Consider the following 17,028-nt stretch of genomic DNA (forward strand, 5'->3'; position numbering starts at 1 on the left):
ACCCTTTTTAAATAAGAATGAACCTTTCGGTCCCCTTATCGCCAACTTTAAGGTTGGCAGGACTTCTAATATTATAGTCACACCAAATGGTTGTCAACATGTACTACTCGATAAGTATCATTAGGGAATCATAGCTTTAAAATATAACTAGATATAGTAAATAGAAGTTACACATATTAAGCCTGCCATGGTAACCTTATCTTAAAAGCGACGAGTAGAGGGGTTTTATAATTTGGGAGCGGCAGAGAATACATTTAAACAAAAAATATTGAGCAAAAAACCGGGTATTTTAACATATGGAATGACACCACCGAAGGCAAGCCACGCACCAGAAAAGGTCTCGGAAATCGCCCAGAAACAGGTTGAGAGACTTAAAAATCTTGATTTAGATGCGTTAATTCTGTACGACGTTCAGGAAGAAGTAGACAGAGTGGATCATGAAAGACCTTATCCCTATTTACCAACGATTGATCCGGCTGTCTATGGTGATAAATATCTAAGACAGGTGGAGGTCCCGAAAATAATTTACCGGTGCGTCGGTAATGATACTAGAGCTCAGTTCGAGGATTGGGTTAAAACTGACGAAAATGAAGATAGATTTTCCGTGTATGTGGGCGCTTCGTCAAGTAAACAAGAGGTGAAATTGAATTTACCAGATGCTTATGAGCTAAGCAAACAGTTAAATAGTAATTTAACTTTTGGTGGAGTTGTCATTCCGGAAAGACATATAAAAAAGAATGATGAGCATATACGGGTTGTCGAAAAGACCAACAGTGGGTGCAACTTTTTTATTACACAGGCAACTTATAATGTAGAGGCATCTAAGAATTTATTGTCTGATTTATATTATTACTATACAAATAACGGTTTTGAGATGGTTCCTATTTTATTTAATCTTGCACCATGCGGCACCGCGAAAACATTACAATTTATGAAGTGGTTAGGGATCAGTATCCCGGGATGGTTAGAAAACGAGTTGAAATACTCGAATGATATTTTGGATAAATCAATCCAGCTATCGCAAAAAATCTTTGAAGAATTACTAGATTTCGGGCTGGAGAAGGGAATTCCTATTGGTTGCAGTATTGAAAGTGTTTCAACAAGTAAGTTGGAGATTGAAGCATCCGTACAGCTTGTTAAAGATGTGAAGGCTATTTTGGATAAGAAGCTGCCTACCAAATAGAAAAAGATTCCTCAAATTATTGAGAAACCCAGGTCATTTAAAGACCATGGGTTTCTTTTTAGGTTATATGCCACTAGGTCAAATTATTAAACATTATAGCCGAAGCCCAGTATAGTAAAAGACTTGTCCTGATCTTCCGGCACCATTCTGATTTCTACCTGATGCTCCCCGCTAACCTCATTTTGATAAAGAATTACCGGATTGCAATGTGTCCAATTATTCTCATGTGGATCAGCGGTGACTACAAGACAACCATCGACGTAAATGTTTGCCTTGCCGAATTCGCTGCTGCCAGAATCCTTGTATACAAGGATGAGATTTTTGCTTGTTATCGTCAGCTTGAAGCTGTGTTCCCCAGACGACGCTGAATGCATCCAATTATGAGGGAATTCCGGAGTTCCGAAAGGATTGGTATCCATTTCTACCCGCTGCAAATCGGTATCGATCCCCGAAAATCCGCCCACCTCGATCCTGCCTGCGTCAATATGGCTTTTGCGGTCCAGCAGGAGGGTTCCCGCAAAATCATTCCCGATGACCGGATGTTGATCCAATAGGAGATCATCTTCGTCCATTAGCGTTTTGTGGGTTTCGGAGAATAAATAAGCCAGACAATCAGCCATTACCCGGTGACCATCATTAGTAGGATGATAGATATCATAGAAAAATTGCCGTTTCGAGAGGATGTTCCCCTCATTTTTGCTTAGGCGGAATTGCCCGGATACCGCATCCTTTACACTAACCATAGGAAGATTATAAGCCCGGCCAATGGGGGAGAGCCGTTCCTGCAGGTTCCAGTCATTCATAAACACGCTGAACAGGAGAACTACTGCCGGTCTATTATCGGCGGAAAGTATTTTTAGGCATAAGCTTTCAAAACAGTTGCCTTTCGTTTCATCCCCTTCGTCGTTTACCGCAAATTCTACCACCACGATATCAGGTGTTACAGAACCTTCCCGGAGAATATCCCTTTCATAACGGATGACCCCAAGCTCGGACGGTGTTCCACCTACCCCAGCCTTCACAAAATGGATGTTCTCACCACCATTCGTACCGAATAATTCCTTAAATCTCAGATACGATTGGTAGGCATAACATTCTGTATGGATCGGCTTAGCACCTGCTCCCTGAGTAATGGAACCCCCAATATAAGCAATCGTGACATCCTCACCTTTTATAGCCTTATGGATGGCCGTTTTTAATCTTTTATTATTGCCCGGATGAAGCAAGGATTGGGTAATGATCTCCCGGTATTCGTTAGAATCAAACGCTACAGGCGGTTCAATGATTAGCTCTGGTACAGAATAACCGTCATGCAAATAAAAAATTATACTCGCGATGGCCAGTTCGCCTTCATGTTTAAATTCAAAAGCGAATTTGCCGAGCACCGCATCCTCTTCAGACCATTCCAAATCCTCTAACTTCAAGAGGACTTCGGAACCGTCGGAGGGACAGGGCACACGTATGCTGCTGCCTGTTTCGTATTTGCTGGTTTTGCCCCAGTTCTGCAATAGAAAAGAGATGGGCTCGTTCTGCTCAGGATCCCTTCTCACAGACACTCCGATACTATGGACTAATTTGCGAAATCCAACGCAGTTTCCTAGCAGCTCCAGTATTGTCTCATCAGTGACGCCGCCAATATATCTGGCCTTGTCGATTAGATAGTTACCTTCCAGATAAACTTCCTGTGAAGGTGGACCTTCGGCCCGGGCTGTCGCCTCAATCGCGGTTTCGTAGACCACAAAAAAACCGTTCCTGCGTTCAGCCGGATCCTTGGGCGCCTTTGGACCTTCAATCTTGCCTCCTGTAATGATCCCGTTATTGTTTTTCATATTGATCATCCTCGCTTTTTGTATAAGCTTTTCTTGTTATGGATGCGCTTGCAAAAAACATATTTTTATTAGAAGGAATACCTGTTAACAGTAACACCAAATATCCAGATTGTTCAACCGATAAACAAAGTTTCATTTAATAATTACAAAAAGTTGCTAGTTTACACATGGATGTTGAAATCGCTTACTTATATAATGTGCCTAGTCATACGAAAATAGGATGCTTAAGGGGAGAATTATCATGCCTACGAAGGAATTGTACCTTGTGAAGCAGGGCAGTGCTGCCAAGATTTACGTGGACCCCAAGGGGAAAGATTATGAGGGATTACGCCGGGTGGCACAGTCTTTTGCAGCAGATGTTAAACAGGTAACAGAGGTAGAACCTGAGATATATACACAATTGAACAAATTGGATGGAACAGTCATAATCGCTGGATCGATAGGCAGCAATGATTTTATCGATGATTTAATCGCGGAGGGAACCGTTAATGTATCGGCCATCCAAAATAAAAGAGAATGTTATAAAATTCAGGTGGTTGAACAACCCACAGCGGGAGTGGACAAGGCGCTAGTCATTGTAGGAAGTGATAAACGGGGGACGATTTACGGGTTGTATTCGATCTCCGAAAAGATTGGAGTTAGTCCTTGGGTGTACTGGGCGGATATTGTGCCGGAGAAGAAGCCGGCATTGTCCATTCCTGATAACAAGCTTCATGTGATCTCCAAGGAGCCTTCGGTTAAATATAGAGGTATTTTTTTGAATGACGACTGGCCGTCTTTAGGTTCTTGGGTAACTCAAAGATTTGGTGACTTTAATGAAGATTTCTATGACAAGGTATTTGAACTCATTCTTCGCTTGAAGGGGAATTATTTATGGCCGGCGATGTGGAGCGCCGAATTCAGCCTGAATGGTAAAAGCAGCCCGATTGCCAACGCCAAGCATGCACAAGAATACGGAATTATTATGGGGACCTCCCATCATGAACCCTTATTCCGGGCAGGCAGTGAATGGCAGAAGGTATACAGCCAATACGGAACAAGTAACCTATGGGATTTCGCCCTTAATAAACAGGCGATTACAGATTTCTGGGAAGACGGAATCAAGCGTAATCAGGACTTTGATAACTTGATTACCCTAGGCATGCGGGGGGAAAGTGACTCTGCGCTGGAGGGCTCCGATCAGGAGAATATTGATCTGCTTAAGGACATTATACTTACGCAAAAAGAACTATTGAAGAAATACAATCTTGAACATGCGCCGCAAATTTTGGCCGTTTATAAGGAAGTTGAGAAGTACTGGTATGGCACTGCCGGGGCGGAAGGGTTGAAGGACTGGGATGTTCTGAATGACGTTACGATCCTGCTTGCTGACGATAACTTTGGCAATCTCCGCAAAATCCCGACAAAAAACGAACGTAACCGCAGCGCAGGATGGGGGATGTATTATCATTTTGACTATCATGGTGGTCCGCATTCCTATGAATGGTTAAATACGACCCCGCTTGAAAAAGTCTGGGAGCAAATGTGTATGGCATACGATTATGGCATCCGTGATGTATGGATTGTGAACGTCGGGGATTTGAAGCCTATGGAATTGCCCATTTCCTACTTTCTGGATTTGGCCTACGATTTTGAGGCTTGGGGGACAGGTGCAATCAATCGGACTGTGGAATACACCAACCGTTGGGTAGAGCAGCAATTCGGATATGTGCTGGAACAAGAGACATGTCTGGGAATCGCACAATTGTTAGGGGATTATATCCGGATGAACGGTCGGCGCAAGCCTGAAATTATTTATCCGTCCACCTTCAGTCCTATCCATTACAATGAGGCGCACAGAGTTCTGGAGCAAGCGGTGATGATCGAGAAGGCTGCCGACAAATACGATGAGCTAATCCCGGAACAACTAAAGGATGCTTACTTCCAGCTCGTATATTTCCCTGCTGTTGCCTCGGCCAATGTGGTCAAAATGCAAATTTATGCTGGACTGAACCATCTATACGCTAAGCGAAATAGTATGTTGGCAAATACTTACGCTGCTCTGACCCGCGAAACCATCGAACGGGATAAGTATCTGGAGCTGGTTTATAATAGCGGAATTTCGAATGGAAAATGGCAGGGAATGATGAGTTCCCCTCATGTAGGGTATATACATTGGAATGCAGAAGGGTGGAAATATCCGGATGTAAACACCTTGACGCCCGCCAGAGGTTCTTTAATGATTGTGGATGTGGAAGGAACGGAACAAGCGTATGTTTCCGGCACGGCTAATCTTCCGGTAATTACAAATCTTCAAAAAGAAAACTATCGCATCACAATCAGTAACGGTGGAGATGCGGGTTTTGAATATCAGGTGCGGAGCAGCGTGGATTGGATCAAGCTTGAGAAAATACGCGGCTGGATTGAGGCAGGGGAGACGCTTCAGGTTTCCGTAGATTGGGAGAAGGTCAAAGAAGCATCGACGGGCGAAATTACGATCTCCGGTGCCGGAAATATAGTTAAGGTGAAGGCAGCCGTGGATTGGATAGACATTCCGGATATGCCACCGATGACATTCATCGAGACCCATAATATCGTGTCCATTGAAGCGGAGCATACCATAACTCGTGTTTCGAAATCAGGGGTGGTATGGAAGACCATTGACAGCTATGGACGTTCTTTATCCTCGGTTAAAATGTTTCCGGATGCTGTATCTTTTGAACAACCGGAGGATGCTCCTTGTCTGGAATATCAGATTCTAGTGCAGCAGGACACCGATTATAGCTTAACCGCGTATATTGCGCCGACAAACAATCTGTCACAAACTAGCGGGTTAAAATATGCGATAAGCTTCGATGATGAGGCACCCGTGATTAAGGATGCTTTACCAACGAACTTTGAAGGCGGCAATCATGATAATGAACCATGGTGCCGCGCGGTTATGGACAATATTCATGCTGTGACCACCAGCCATGCTTTAACGAAGGGTCTTCATACCCTCCGCTTTTACGGATTGGATGCGGGTCTGGTTCTGCAAAAGCTTGTATTGTCCGCTGCCCAGCTTCCTTATTCCTATTTAGGGCCGGAGGAGAGCTTTTATACTAGCGGGACGGCGTCCATTCTTAGTTAGGTTGAATTAAAAGGGCGAACAACTAGGTTGTTGCTTCGAATCCTCCGTTATTTCAGGGCAGATGACGGAGGATAACCCTTTATATTTTTGAAAACGTTGCTGAAGTAGGCGACATCTTGATAACCACAGTGCGCTGCCACTTCGGACACATTAAAACCACCTGCCGATAGAATCATCTCAGCATTGTTCACGCGCACCTTGTTTATAAATTCTTTACAGGTGGAGCCAGTGTTCTGCTTAAACAGCTTACCAAGATATACGGGATTTAGGGCAACCAAATCTGCCAGCTCCTTGATCGTAACTTCCTCCGAATAATGATCCATGATATAGGTCATCACTTTTTGGATTCTTAGATCTATCAGAGGTGTTTCTTGATGGTGGGCGATACTTAATAAGCGGTACACAATCAGTTGAAAGATGGCCCGGGCCTTCATTTTGTAGAAAGGTTGTTTGCCCATCCAGATATGTGAGAATTCTTTAATATCCTCTAGAATCTCTTTAGTTCTCCAATTCCTAGTTACAGTCTCAAAAGGGAGCTGCACATGATTGTCCTCACCCTCCCAGAAGAAATTGAAGGCAAAGGAACGCATGGGTGCCTCCTTGAAAGTCTGAGCTTCCCGAATGCTGCCAGAAGGGGCATAGAGCATATCCCCGGCTTCAACCGTGAATTTCTCTCCATTAATAAAATAGTCAGACTTCCCTTCTACGATGAAGGTAAGATCATGGAAATCAATTTTACTCCTCGTAATCTCCCAATCCGGGAAGGATCGGCGATCAACGAACAAAAAAACACGGGGAACAAGATTTTCGTATTTGGTAATGTCCATTTCTACCATCCCTCTTTCCTTATAAATAGATCCGCGCTAATGCCGATTGGTATATTATACAAAAATGAATCCAATTAAGAAATGGGATTGTAAATTGACTTTGCGCAATCAGAAGAATACAATAGTTTTATGACTATCGAACAATATTCCTTAAAAGATGATGAAAAGCGAGTGAAGATTTTTAAAGCATTAGCAGAAGTGAAACGAATTGAAATGATTCGTTATCTTCATCTCCATAAGGAGAACAATACATGTGGATCCATTGGTGAATCTATGGGAATGGATAAATCCAATGTGTCGTACCATCTGAAGATTTTGTATGAAGCTGATTTAGTAAGTGTCACACGTATGGGGCAGAATAAGATTAGCCAGCTTCGAGAGGATACGTTTAGCGAATTATTACCGGGTTTCTTGGACAGTTTATAATATGTCCGGAAACCTATAATTTTTTCTTGATAGTTTGATAGTTTTATAACTATTTGATAATCATGTACAGGGTTTGGTTAATAGTTATAGGTAGCAGCAAAAATAAATATTAATGGAGTAGTGATCTATGAATCAGTTGAAAAATAAACAGGTCCTGTTAATTTCACGTCCTGTAGGCATGCCAACCCAGCAAAATTTCGAGTTCAAAGATATTCCTGTAGTTGAAGCAAAAGAAGGACAAGTTGTTGTACGTACGTTGTATTTGTCAGTGGATCCTTATATGCGCGGAAGAATGAATGATTCTAAATCGTATATTCCTCCGTATCAGCTTAATGAAGTCATCGCTGGAGGACTTGTGGGAGAGATCGTAGAAACCAAATCGGAGCGATTCAAAGCTGGAGATAAAGTCATCGGTATGCTGGGCTGGCAGTTATATAATACTGTAGATGCTAAAGCAGTAACCAAAATCGATGATTCGATTGCACCTGTATCGGCTTACTTAAGTGTTCTAGGTTTAACAGGGCTCACTGCATATTTCGGTTTACTTGATATCGGGCAGCCGAAAGAAGGAGAGACTGTCGTAGTGTCTGGAGCAGCGGGTTCAGTGGGGATGTTTGTTGGACAGATTGCCAAAATCAAAGGCGCTCGTGTCGTTGGGATCGCAGGTAGCGATGATAAATGCGACTATTTGAAAAAAGAACTTGGCTTTGATGCAACCATTAATTATAAAACAACGGAAAATTTAGACCAGGCTTTGGAAGAAGCATGTCCAAATGGTGTGGATGTTTATTTTGACAACGTGGGTGGATCGATTTCAGATGCTGTGATGAGCTTGCTTAATGATTATGCACGTATTCCCCTATGTGGCGCTATTTCTTCCTATAATAGTACAGATGGAGATATGGGACCACGTATTCAGAGCAGATTGATCAAAACCCGCTCCCTTATCAAAGGATTCGTTCTTAGTGATTACGCAGCCCGCCAGTCAGAAGGACTTCAAGAGCTTGGAAAATGGCTAACAGAAGGTAAATTAAAATATGAAGAAACAGTTGTTGAAGGATTCGACAATGTGGTTGAAGCATTCCTGCAATTGTTCCAAGGTGCGAACCTCGGGAAGATGCTTGTTAAGGTGAGCGACTCCGAATTCTAAAACAACACAAACAGCTCTGGTAGAGATTTTTATATATCAGGGCTGTTTGTATTATTACCAATCAAATCCGTTCAGACCATACCCTGTTTGGACTTCATGCATTTAAGATTGTATGTGCGGCCATAGGCTTTTGCATATTTGACGATTCGCTCAATCATGCTGGTGTCATTCAGTTTGGTAAACGGGCACGGATCGGGGGCAGTATTTACTTCCAAGATCCATGGTTTAAGGCGTCGATCCAAAGCAATATCCACACCGATTTCCTGCAGGCCGGGATAGGCTGTGCTCAGCTGTCTGGCGGAGTTCACTCCGATTTGTTGCATGGACCGGATCAACGCGCTACTATTCTCTACGTTTGTGTAGGATTCTAATAATGCCTCTACCGGATAAATCGTTCCCCCTTGGCTCCCATTCGTAACCACTTTGCGAGGATGAGCTACGCGACCCGCAATGCCTGTAGCTTCCCACCCACCCTTAAGATTTCTTTGCACCATAACCCGGATATCAAATGGCCTTCCCTCATAAACCAAAAGCCAAATCCCTTTTTGCACCAAATAGGACTTTCCTTGGGTCTCGCTAGAGATTGCCCGATAAGCCATCTCGTAATCAGAAAATGTATGTTTATGCGTACCGGACTGATAGCTGTAGGCTGGTCGTTTTTTGGAGGAATGATCTTGCGATCTTTCAATCCGGATTACACCCTGTCCCAAAGATCCACAGCAGGGCTTAATGTACACCATTTTATGTTTTTGCAACATCTCATAGAGTACGTTTTTATTCATTTTTTTCGTTACCGGTATATACTTCCTTAGCTCTTGTTTTCTAAGCAGTACCCTTGTTTTCGTCAGCTTATTGGATATCCGCCGTATTGGCTCCTTCATTTTGTTCCTCCGTTCTATATATCTATAGGCTATATTACGGGAATACGCAGTTTTTGCTTGGGCAACCACAGAATAATAGAACACATGCAAAGAATTCTACATATGAATATTGGAGGCATTTATTAAACTTGGGCTGCAGCATGCGGTCAACGGGAGGCGGCTATGATGCTGCTCGGGAAATTGCAGAATAAGGTGCAAGAAGTAATGGACGAATACCCTTGGTACAAGGGGCTGATCGATGGGGAGAAAACGAATTATAACCTGCAGAACTTACCTCTTATGTCTTCGAAAACACTTGAAACCTTCTATTATAACCAACCCATCGATCCTTCTTGGACTGTCTATAGGACGTCTGGTACAAGCTCAGGCCGTAGAAAAGCAATCCTTTACTCTGAGGAAGATGACAAACACTATGTGGATATTAAAACGAAGCTATTCGGCGAGCTTATTGCGGGAAGCGGATGTAACAGAGCGTTGGCGGATATGGGCACTGGACATGCAGCAAATACTGCGCTGACCATTTTTGAAAGGTTAGGATTGGAGAAAAGTTCAATACCCTTTGAACTGCCAATCGAACAGCATATTGAACAGCTTAAAGCTTTTAAACCTGACTTGCTCTATACGATGCCGTCCATCCTTGACCATATCGTATATGCTGCCAGAAACCCGCGTGAATTCGGAATTCGCAAGATTATTTTGGTAGGGGAAATTGCTCCGCCTGAGTGGCAGCGGAATATGGCTGGCTTGTTTGGTATTGATCCTAGAGATATCATCGATACTTACGGCTCCATTGAAATCGGTACGATCGCTTATTACTCCCATGATCATGGCAGGTACATTTTTGCCGACGGAATTTTTGCGGAAGGAATCGGGGTTCAGGAGTTAGACGAAGAAGTAAGGCCGCTTCGAAACAATGAAAGTATTCTGGTGCTTACCTCAACTGTCCGCAAGATGCTGCCAGCTCTTCGTTTTGTTACTTATGACGTTGTAAGGGATTTTAGGCCTGTGATGATAGACGGGGTTGAACAACAAAGCTTTGAGTCCATTGTAAAAAGAGTGGGTCAAGAACTGAAGCACGGTGAGAAGATCAGCCTGTACGATATCGAACAGGTCGTATACCGTCATATTGAAGATGCAATCATTCGGGTCAAAGTAAAAAACAATGCGCTCTCTATTTATATCATGAGTAAATCTGTGAAGCCCTCTATTATTCCGGTAATCAAAGAGGAAATCAGGGAGTGTATTCCGGAAATCGGGATGATGATTCGCAACCATCTGCTTGATGATATTGAGATCATTATAGTAGCTAAAGGGGAGTCGCTGGCCAGCGGGCAGGTCAAGAACAAGAAGTTATATTATCAGAAGGACAAAGCTAAGGTGGACATAAATATCCAAGGCGGTATCTTGTCGACTATCGGAAAAACGCCATTAATCAAGCTGAATAATCTGTTCCAGAACAGTGAGTTCGAAGTCTACGCAAAAATGGAACTGCTAAATCCGGGAGGAAGTGCGAAAGACCGTCCAGCTCTGCGGATGATCCATGAGGCATGGAAGGAAGGGAAAATCGGGCCGGGAACTACTATTATTGAGTCAAGTTCGGGAAATATGGCGATTAGCTTGGCGATGATTTGCCAATATTTAGGGCTGCGGTTTATTAGCGTGGTTGATCCAAGAACTACCACAACAAATCTGCAGATTCTGAAAGCATTAACTGCAAAAATTGACTTTGTTAGCGATCCCGACCCCGAGACCGGTGAATATCTGCCTGCTAGACTGAATCGAGTGCAGCGACTCTTGGAGGAAATACCGGGCAGCTACTGGCCGAATCAATATGCAAACGCAAATAACTATTTGTCCCACTACCATACGACCATGAAAGAAATCGTGACTGAGCTTGGCGAAGTAGATTATTTGTTTTGCAGCGTAAGTACATGCGGCACGATTCGAGGTCTCGCGGAATATGTAAGGGATCATGGTCTGAAGACTAAGATTGTTGCCGTCGATGCGGAGGGAAGTACTATTTTTGGTGGCAACAAAGAGAAACGGCGGTTCCCGGGACTGGGTGCTGGCATCGTACCCCCTTTCTGCAGAACGGATTTAATCGACCGTATCGTGCATGTCTCAGACTTGGATATCGTAAAAGGATGCCGAGCACTCGCTCAGAATGAATCGATTCTGGCCGGTGCATCCTCAGGGGCTAACCTTGCCGCTGTTAGGCGTATGGAGCAAGAATTGGCTCCAGGATCTGTCTGTGCGGTGATCCTGCATGACAAAGGGGAGCGTTACCTCGATACGGTATACTCTGACCCATGGATTCAGAATGAATTTGGGCAGGAGTTCTCGGCTGACGGTGGAGATGTCCTTGCTTAACGAACGGCAAAAGGAGGTTGTGGAATGCTGTATTTAAACGATCGGGACATCCGGGAGGTGGGGCTTGATTGGCCTTCTCTCGTGGAATCGATAGAAACTACGGTGCGCATACTTGATTCTGGAGATTACGCGCAGCCCGTAAAACCTTATCTAAGGTATAAAAATCCTCAAAATCGTATTATTGCAATGCCCGCATACGTAGGGGGGAACGTGAACGCAGCAGGGATCAAATGGATTTCCAGCTTCCCGGATAATATCCAGGTTGGTCTTCCCCGCGCGCATAGCATCATTGTCTTGAATGATCCCATTACGGGCGAGCCTATATCCGTCCTAAGCTCTCCGCTCCCCAGCATCGTAAGGACAGCTTCCATCAGTGGACTGATGATTGGCTACTTTTTGCAGGCACGTTCACTTGAACGGATTTATCTTGGCATTATCGGCTGGGGACCAATCGGGCAATATCATTTTCAAATGGTTATGGCATTGTACGGAGATCGAGTTGAACGTGTCCGCATCTTTGATATAAGGGAAGTAGATTTGTCAGACATCTCATCTATATATAAGGATAGGATAGAAGTGGAGGAGACGTGGGCGGACGTTTATCTAAAGTCCAATATCTTTATCACCTGTACCGTATCCAATCATAGATATATCGATATGCTTCCGGCGGAAGGTAGTCTTCTACTGAATATTTCACTGCGTGATTATAAGCCTGAGGCATTAGCTTCGGTGAAGTCCATAATCGTCGACGACTGGGATGAGGTGTGCCGCGAAAATACTGACATACAGCAGCTCCATCTGAAACATGGGTTAACTCGTGCCGATACCCGAATGATTACCGATGTCGTCTCGCGCCATTGCCTGAATGAACTCAGAGCCGATGAGCCGATTTTCTTTTGTCCGATGGGGATGGCGGTTTTTGATATCGCAACAGCGGTATACTTCGTGAAGAAGGCTAGAGAAAAAGGGATCGGGACTGAGCTACAGTAAGGTTGTAGGCATACGTTCGCTATGGGATTTTTTATAGATTTTTCTGATGTAACTAGACTATGATCCGTCACTTTTAAGGGTGGATTGCTGTCTAGTTTTTTTATTGTCTTGTTAACGTTCCATTCATAATACTCTGATAATCTCTATAAGTGTTAGGCGGATGATCATCCACCCCAATAAATGATGACTCGGAGGATAATAATGTTGACACCTATGAAAAAAAGGCTGATCGCTGGTCTGACCCTATTGGCTGTGATTAGTGCCGGCTTTGGCGCAAGCTTGGTATTTCCCGGGAAACGGGCCTCTGCTGAGAACCAAACGGGTCAAACCGGACTGCCGGCAGCGCAAATTGAAGCATTTGCCAATCTCGATGATACCTCGGGACTGACTAGCTTCGTTGATGGAATTATGGAAAAAGATATGAACCGGCTGCAAATTCCGGGAGCGGTTATCTCCATTGTAAAAGACGGCAAGATTATTTTGGCCAAAGGTTATGGCAGTTCCAATCTGGAAGAAGCGGCACCGGTTAATCCGACAACCAGCATGTTTCGAATCGCTTCAACAACAAAGCTGTTCACCTGGACAGCGGTGATGCAAATGGTCGAACAAGGTAAGATAGATCTGGACACTGATATTAACACCTACCTGAAATCATTGAAGATCCCTGCTACTTATCCTGAGCCGATCACGATGCGCCATTTGATGACACATACAGCGGGGTTTGAAGAGGGTGGAGTGGGTTATCAAATCACTACCGACCCTGCCAAATTGCCGGGATCAATCTCGGAAACACTCAATAAGCATATGCTGGCACGGGTAAGACCCCCCGGAGAGATGAGTTCTTATTCGAACTTCGGGGCTACTCTCGCGGGTCTGATTGTGGAGGAAGTCAGCGGTGTTCCTTACAATGACTATATACAAAAGTATATTTTCGATCCGCTCGACATGAAATATTCGACGGTGGTAGAGCCTTTGCCGGAGTCATTCATACCCAATCAAGTTGTAGGGTACACGAGTGAGAACGGTAGCTTTATTCCTGGCACACCTACCTTCGAGGGAGGCTTTCGTCCTGCCGGCTCGGGTACAGTATCAGCAGTAGACATGGCGCACTTTATGATTGCCCATCTGCAGAACGGGAAATATGGTGACCAGCAGATTCTTAGAACGGAGACTGCAGAACTAATGCATTCAACGGCGTACCAATTCGATAAACGTATGCCGGGAGTAGATCTGGGGTTCTCTGAGAAACGCATCAATGGTCTTCGACTAATCACTCATGGTGGTTCCGACCCCATGTTTAATACGGAGTTTTATCTTGTGCCTGCCAAGCATGTAGGTATCTTTGTTTCCTATAACGGCGGTCAGGGCGGTGATTCCGCGGCAGGCCTAGTCCATGCCTTTTTTGAGCGCTATTATCCCGATCCTGAAGCGAAGCAGCCTGAATTCTCCACTTCTGCAGAATCTGTTCAGAAATATGCGGGAACCTATCAATTCACACGCCGTAACCACAGTGATATTGATAAATTTTTCAATTTTTTTGCCCAGCTAAATGTTAAGGTAAAGGACAATAAGCTATCTTTGGGAAGTGGTAGTGAACAACAGTTGTATAGAGAAATCGCTCCGAATCTGTTCCAGCTCGAGGGAGGCACCGAACAAATCGGCTTCCGCACAAATGAGTCCGGTAAGGTTACACATATGCTCTTAGGTATGGCACCGGAAATGCCACTGGAGCGTACGCCACTCTTGAATCAGAATAAGTTTTGGCTTATCGTACTTGGCGGCTCGGGGTTGATTTTCATCACTGCATTGCTTGGACTAATCTTCTCAAGACGCAAGATCAAGGCGATGACGCCTCCGGAAAAGTGGGCCATCCGCTTATCTGCGGGAACTGCTGGGTGGGCGCTGCTATCTTTCGTTACGATATTTATGGTGGTTATGTCCATGGATACGATGCAGAAGTTCAGCGGTATCAGTCTTTCGCTTTCTCTCAGTTTAGTTATGCCAATCCTTTTGGTTGGACTGACTTTAGCTTTGCTAATCTCGGCTATACTGGTTTGGAAGAATAAATACTGGACAGCTTTCAAGCGTGTGCATTATACACTAGTGGCACTTTCGGCTGTAGTGATGACTCTGTTTTTCTACTATTGGAACCTGTTGGGTTGGCAGTTCGGATAACTTCGTTTCTTGTCAAGAATATATCATATATAATGTAAGCTTAAGAGAGGAGGACAATCGTGGCTACTATACTTATTGCTGATGATGATGATAACATCCGAAAGCTAATGTCTTTGTTTTTGCGAAAAGAAGGTTTTGACCTCAAAGAAGCCAGGGATGGTACCAAAGCGCTGTCCATTATAGAGAACTCGCGAGTCGATCTCGTCATCCTAGATATTATGATGCCAGGATTGGATGGTTGGGATCTGTGCAGAGAAATCAGGCGCTCTGATGCCAACATTCCCCTCCTCATGGTGACGGCTAAAGGAGAATCTGCACATAAAGTGAAAGGTTTTCAACTCGGCACGGATGACTATTTGACCAAACCGTTTGATCCGCTTGAACTGGTGATGCGAGTAAAAGCTTTGCTTAAACGCTCGCTGGTTGTTTCTTCCCAGTCTGTGCAGTTGGGCAATGTGGTGCTTAACCGCCGCACTTTCCAGGTTACGCGTGATGAAGAACCGGTAACGATTCCTTTGAAGGAATTTGAGCTACTGTTTCTGCTGGCTAGTCACCCTAGGCAAATCTTCACAAGAGAACAGTTGATTTCTCAAATCTGGGGATTGAACTATGAAGGAGACGGCCGGACTGTAGATGTGCATATAAGCCGGTTGAGGGAGAAATTCTGCGGTAACGACGAGCAATTTCAAATCGAAACGGCCCGCGGCCTAGGATACCGGCTGATCCCTGCGCTATGATCAAGACATTGTATGTACGCGTCGTTCTCACGTTTCTAGGCATCATTATCTTTAGTCTGATCTGTTCCTTTTTCATTGGTTTGTATGTCTTTCAGAAACAAATAAGTTACGAGGGACAGAATGAAATGATCACAGTGGGGAAGGAGATCATTCACCGTTATGATGACGCCAAGCCTGAGGATACAGACGAGTTCTTGAATAGTATGGTTAAGGTATCTGCATACCCTATCCACTTGTATAATCATTCCGGGGAATATACCTTTTATGGGCTCAAGGATAGTCCGGCCGTCACTATCACCCCCGAGGCTGTGAAACAAGTGCTGCAAGGAAAACTCTATCGTTCCTCCGCGAAAGATAAGGATACCTTTATCGGGATGCCCTTTATGTTTAACGGGGAGTGGCAAGCAATGTTCTTGCAGTATTCTGCCGAGAACGAAAATATCGTCAATCGGATGCTGCTCTTTGTGCTTTTACTCGTGCTTTTACTGGGTAGTCTATGCATTCTTATTGCCGCCAGATATTTGGTGGAGCCGATCAAAGCTTTGACGAATGCGACAAGAAGGCTGGCCAAGGGTGATTTCGAGGTAGAGCTTAAAGTAAACCGAGTAGACGAAATAGGGGAACTGACACAAAGCTATGTGGAGATGGCCGGGGAGCTGAAGCAGCTGGAACAGATGAGGCAGGATTTCGTATCCAACGTTTCTCATGAAATTCAGACACCGCTTACGTCTATTTCCGGCTTTGCCAAGGCATTGCAGAACAATGATCTAATCGTGGAAGAGGAACGTTCTGAATATCTTGATATCATCATTGCAGAGAGTGAACGTCTGTCGAGGTTAAGTGATAATTTGCTGAAGCTCGCTTCCCTGGATTCTGAACATCATCCCTTTAATGCAGGTTCCTTCAATCTTGACGAGCAGATTAGAACCATCGTTGTGACCTGTGAGCCACAATGGTCAGCCAAAGGCATCGTTATCGATCTTGAGCTGCCGGAAACTGTCAAAATTAAGGGTGATGAAGATCAGCTGAAGCAAGTATGGATGAATTTGCTGAGCAACAGCATCAAGTTCACACCTGAAGGCGGGAACATCCGCATTAGTATAGATGACAGTGCAGCAGATGTATCGGTCACCATCAGTGATAACGGGATCGGGATTTCCCCGGAAGAGTTCAACGCCGTATTCCAAAGATTTTATAAAATAGACAAGTCACGGAATGGAAACAACAATGGCAATGGCTTGGGACTTGCAATCGTTAAAAAAATTGTCTCCCTGCATCAGGGAAACATAGAAGTGGACGGTGCGGTTGGAGCGGGAACGACGATTATCGTCAGGTTGCCCCATAAGTGAAA

The 17,028-nt window shown here is 44.3% G+C and carries 12 protein-coding genes; 9 read left to right on the plus strand and 3 right to left on the minus strand.

Features of this window, described 5'->3' with window-relative positions; translation table 11 throughout:
• Positions 1–232: 232 nt before the first annotated feature.
• Positions 233–1,183: a 5,10-methylenetetrahydrofolate reductase gene (locus MKY54_RS11475; protein WP_339190514.1), complete on the plus strand. Its 951-nt coding sequence runs from the start codon at positions 233–235 to the stop codon at positions 1,181–1,183.
• 86 nt (positions 1,184–1,269) lie between these two features.
• On the opposite strand, the gene MKY54_RS11480 is transcribed toward MKY54_RS11475, so the two are convergent.
• Positions 1,270–3,012, minus strand: a complete 1,743-nt coding sequence (locus MKY54_RS11480; RefSeq protein WP_339190516.1) for an SGNH/GDSL hydrolase family protein — start codon at positions 3,010–3,012, stop codon at positions 1,270–1,272.
• A gap of 241 nt (positions 3,013–3,253) precedes the next feature.
• Between MKY54_RS11480 and MKY54_RS11485 the strand changes: the two genes are divergently transcribed.
• On the plus strand, positions 3,254–6,121 hold the full coding sequence (locus MKY54_RS11485; RefSeq protein ID WP_339190518.1) for a glycosyl hydrolase 115 family protein: 2,868 nt from the start codon (positions 3,254–3,256) through the stop codon (positions 6,119–6,121).
• 47 nt (positions 6,122–6,168) lie between these two features.
• Here the strand turns inward: MKY54_RS11485 and MKY54_RS11490 are convergent, their stop codons facing one another.
• Positions 6,169–6,948, minus strand: a complete 780-nt coding sequence (locus MKY54_RS11490; RefSeq protein ID WP_076186480.1) for a helix-turn-helix domain-containing protein — start codon at positions 6,946–6,948, stop codon at positions 6,169–6,171.
• Positions 6,949–7,077: 129 nt separating this feature from the next.
• Here MKY54_RS11490 and MKY54_RS11495 point away from each other — a divergent pair, with 129 nt between their 5' ends.
• Together MKY54_RS11495 and MKY54_RS11500 are read left to right on the plus strand one after the other, a co-directional pair.
• Positions 7,078–7,374, plus strand: coding sequence for a metalloregulator ArsR/SmtB family transcription factor (locus MKY54_RS11495; RefSeq protein WP_038569940.1), 297 nt, complete (start codon positions 7,078–7,080; stop codon positions 7,372–7,374).
• 127 nt (positions 7,375–7,501) lie between these two features.
• Positions 7,502–8,524 (plus strand): NADP-dependent oxidoreductase, encoded by a 1,023-nt coding sequence (locus MKY54_RS11500; RefSeq protein WP_339190520.1) that lies wholly within the window; start codon positions 7,502–7,504, stop codon positions 8,522–8,524.
• Positions 8,525–8,595: 71 nt separating this feature from the next.
• Here MKY54_RS11500 and MKY54_RS11505 read toward each other — a convergent pair whose 3' ends face one another.
• Positions 8,596–9,405 carry a YheC/YheD family protein gene (locus MKY54_RS11505; RefSeq protein WP_076129991.1) on the minus strand — a complete coding sequence of 270 codons (810 nt, stop codon included), beginning with the start codon at positions 9,403–9,405 and terminating at the stop codon, positions 8,596–8,598.
• A 165-nt stretch (positions 9,406–9,570) separates the two neighbouring features.
• On the opposite strand from MKY54_RS11505, the gene sbnA reads away from it, so the two are divergent.
• The 5 genes from sbnA (at position 9,571) to MKY54_RS11530 (ending at position 17,026) form a co-directional block, all read left to right on the plus strand.
• Positions 9,571–11,775 (plus strand): 2,3-diaminopropionate biosynthesis protein SbnA, encoded by a 2,205-nt coding sequence (gene sbnA, locus MKY54_RS11510; protein ID WP_339190522.1) that lies wholly within the window; start codon positions 9,571–9,573, stop codon positions 11,773–11,775.
• Positions 11,776–11,799: 24 nt separating this feature from the next.
• Positions 11,800–12,765 carry a 2,3-diaminopropionate biosynthesis protein SbnB gene (locus MKY54_RS11515; RefSeq protein ID WP_339190524.1) on the plus strand — a complete coding sequence of 322 codons (966 nt, stop codon included), beginning with the start codon at positions 11,800–11,802 and terminating at the stop codon, positions 12,763–12,765.
• A 201-nt stretch (positions 12,766–12,966) separates the two neighbouring features.
• Complete coding sequence (locus MKY54_RS11520; RefSeq protein WP_248549223.1) at positions 12,967–14,940, plus strand: serine hydrolase domain-containing protein; 1,974 nt, start codon at positions 12,967–12,969, stop codon at positions 14,938–14,940.
• Positions 14,941–14,999: 59 nt separating this feature from the next.
• Positions 15,000–15,677, plus strand: coding sequence for a response regulator transcription factor (locus tag MKY54_RS11525; protein WP_076100805.1), 678 nt, complete (start codon positions 15,000–15,002; stop codon positions 15,675–15,677).
• A complete protein-coding gene (locus MKY54_RS11530; RefSeq protein WP_280752742.1) occupies positions 15,674–17,026 on the plus strand; it encodes a HAMP domain-containing sensor histidine kinase in 1,353 nt (450 codons plus the stop codon). Before MKY54_RS11525 ends, MKY54_RS11530 begins: the two co-directional genes overlap by 4 nt.
• Positions 17,027–17,028 lie beyond the last annotated feature (2 nt).

Origin of the sequence: Paenibacillus sp. FSL P2-0121, assembly GCF_037975345.1 — a bacterium.
GTDB lineage: Bacteria > Bacillota > Bacilli > Paenibacillales > Paenibacillaceae > Paenibacillus_AQ > Paenibacillus_AQ odorifer.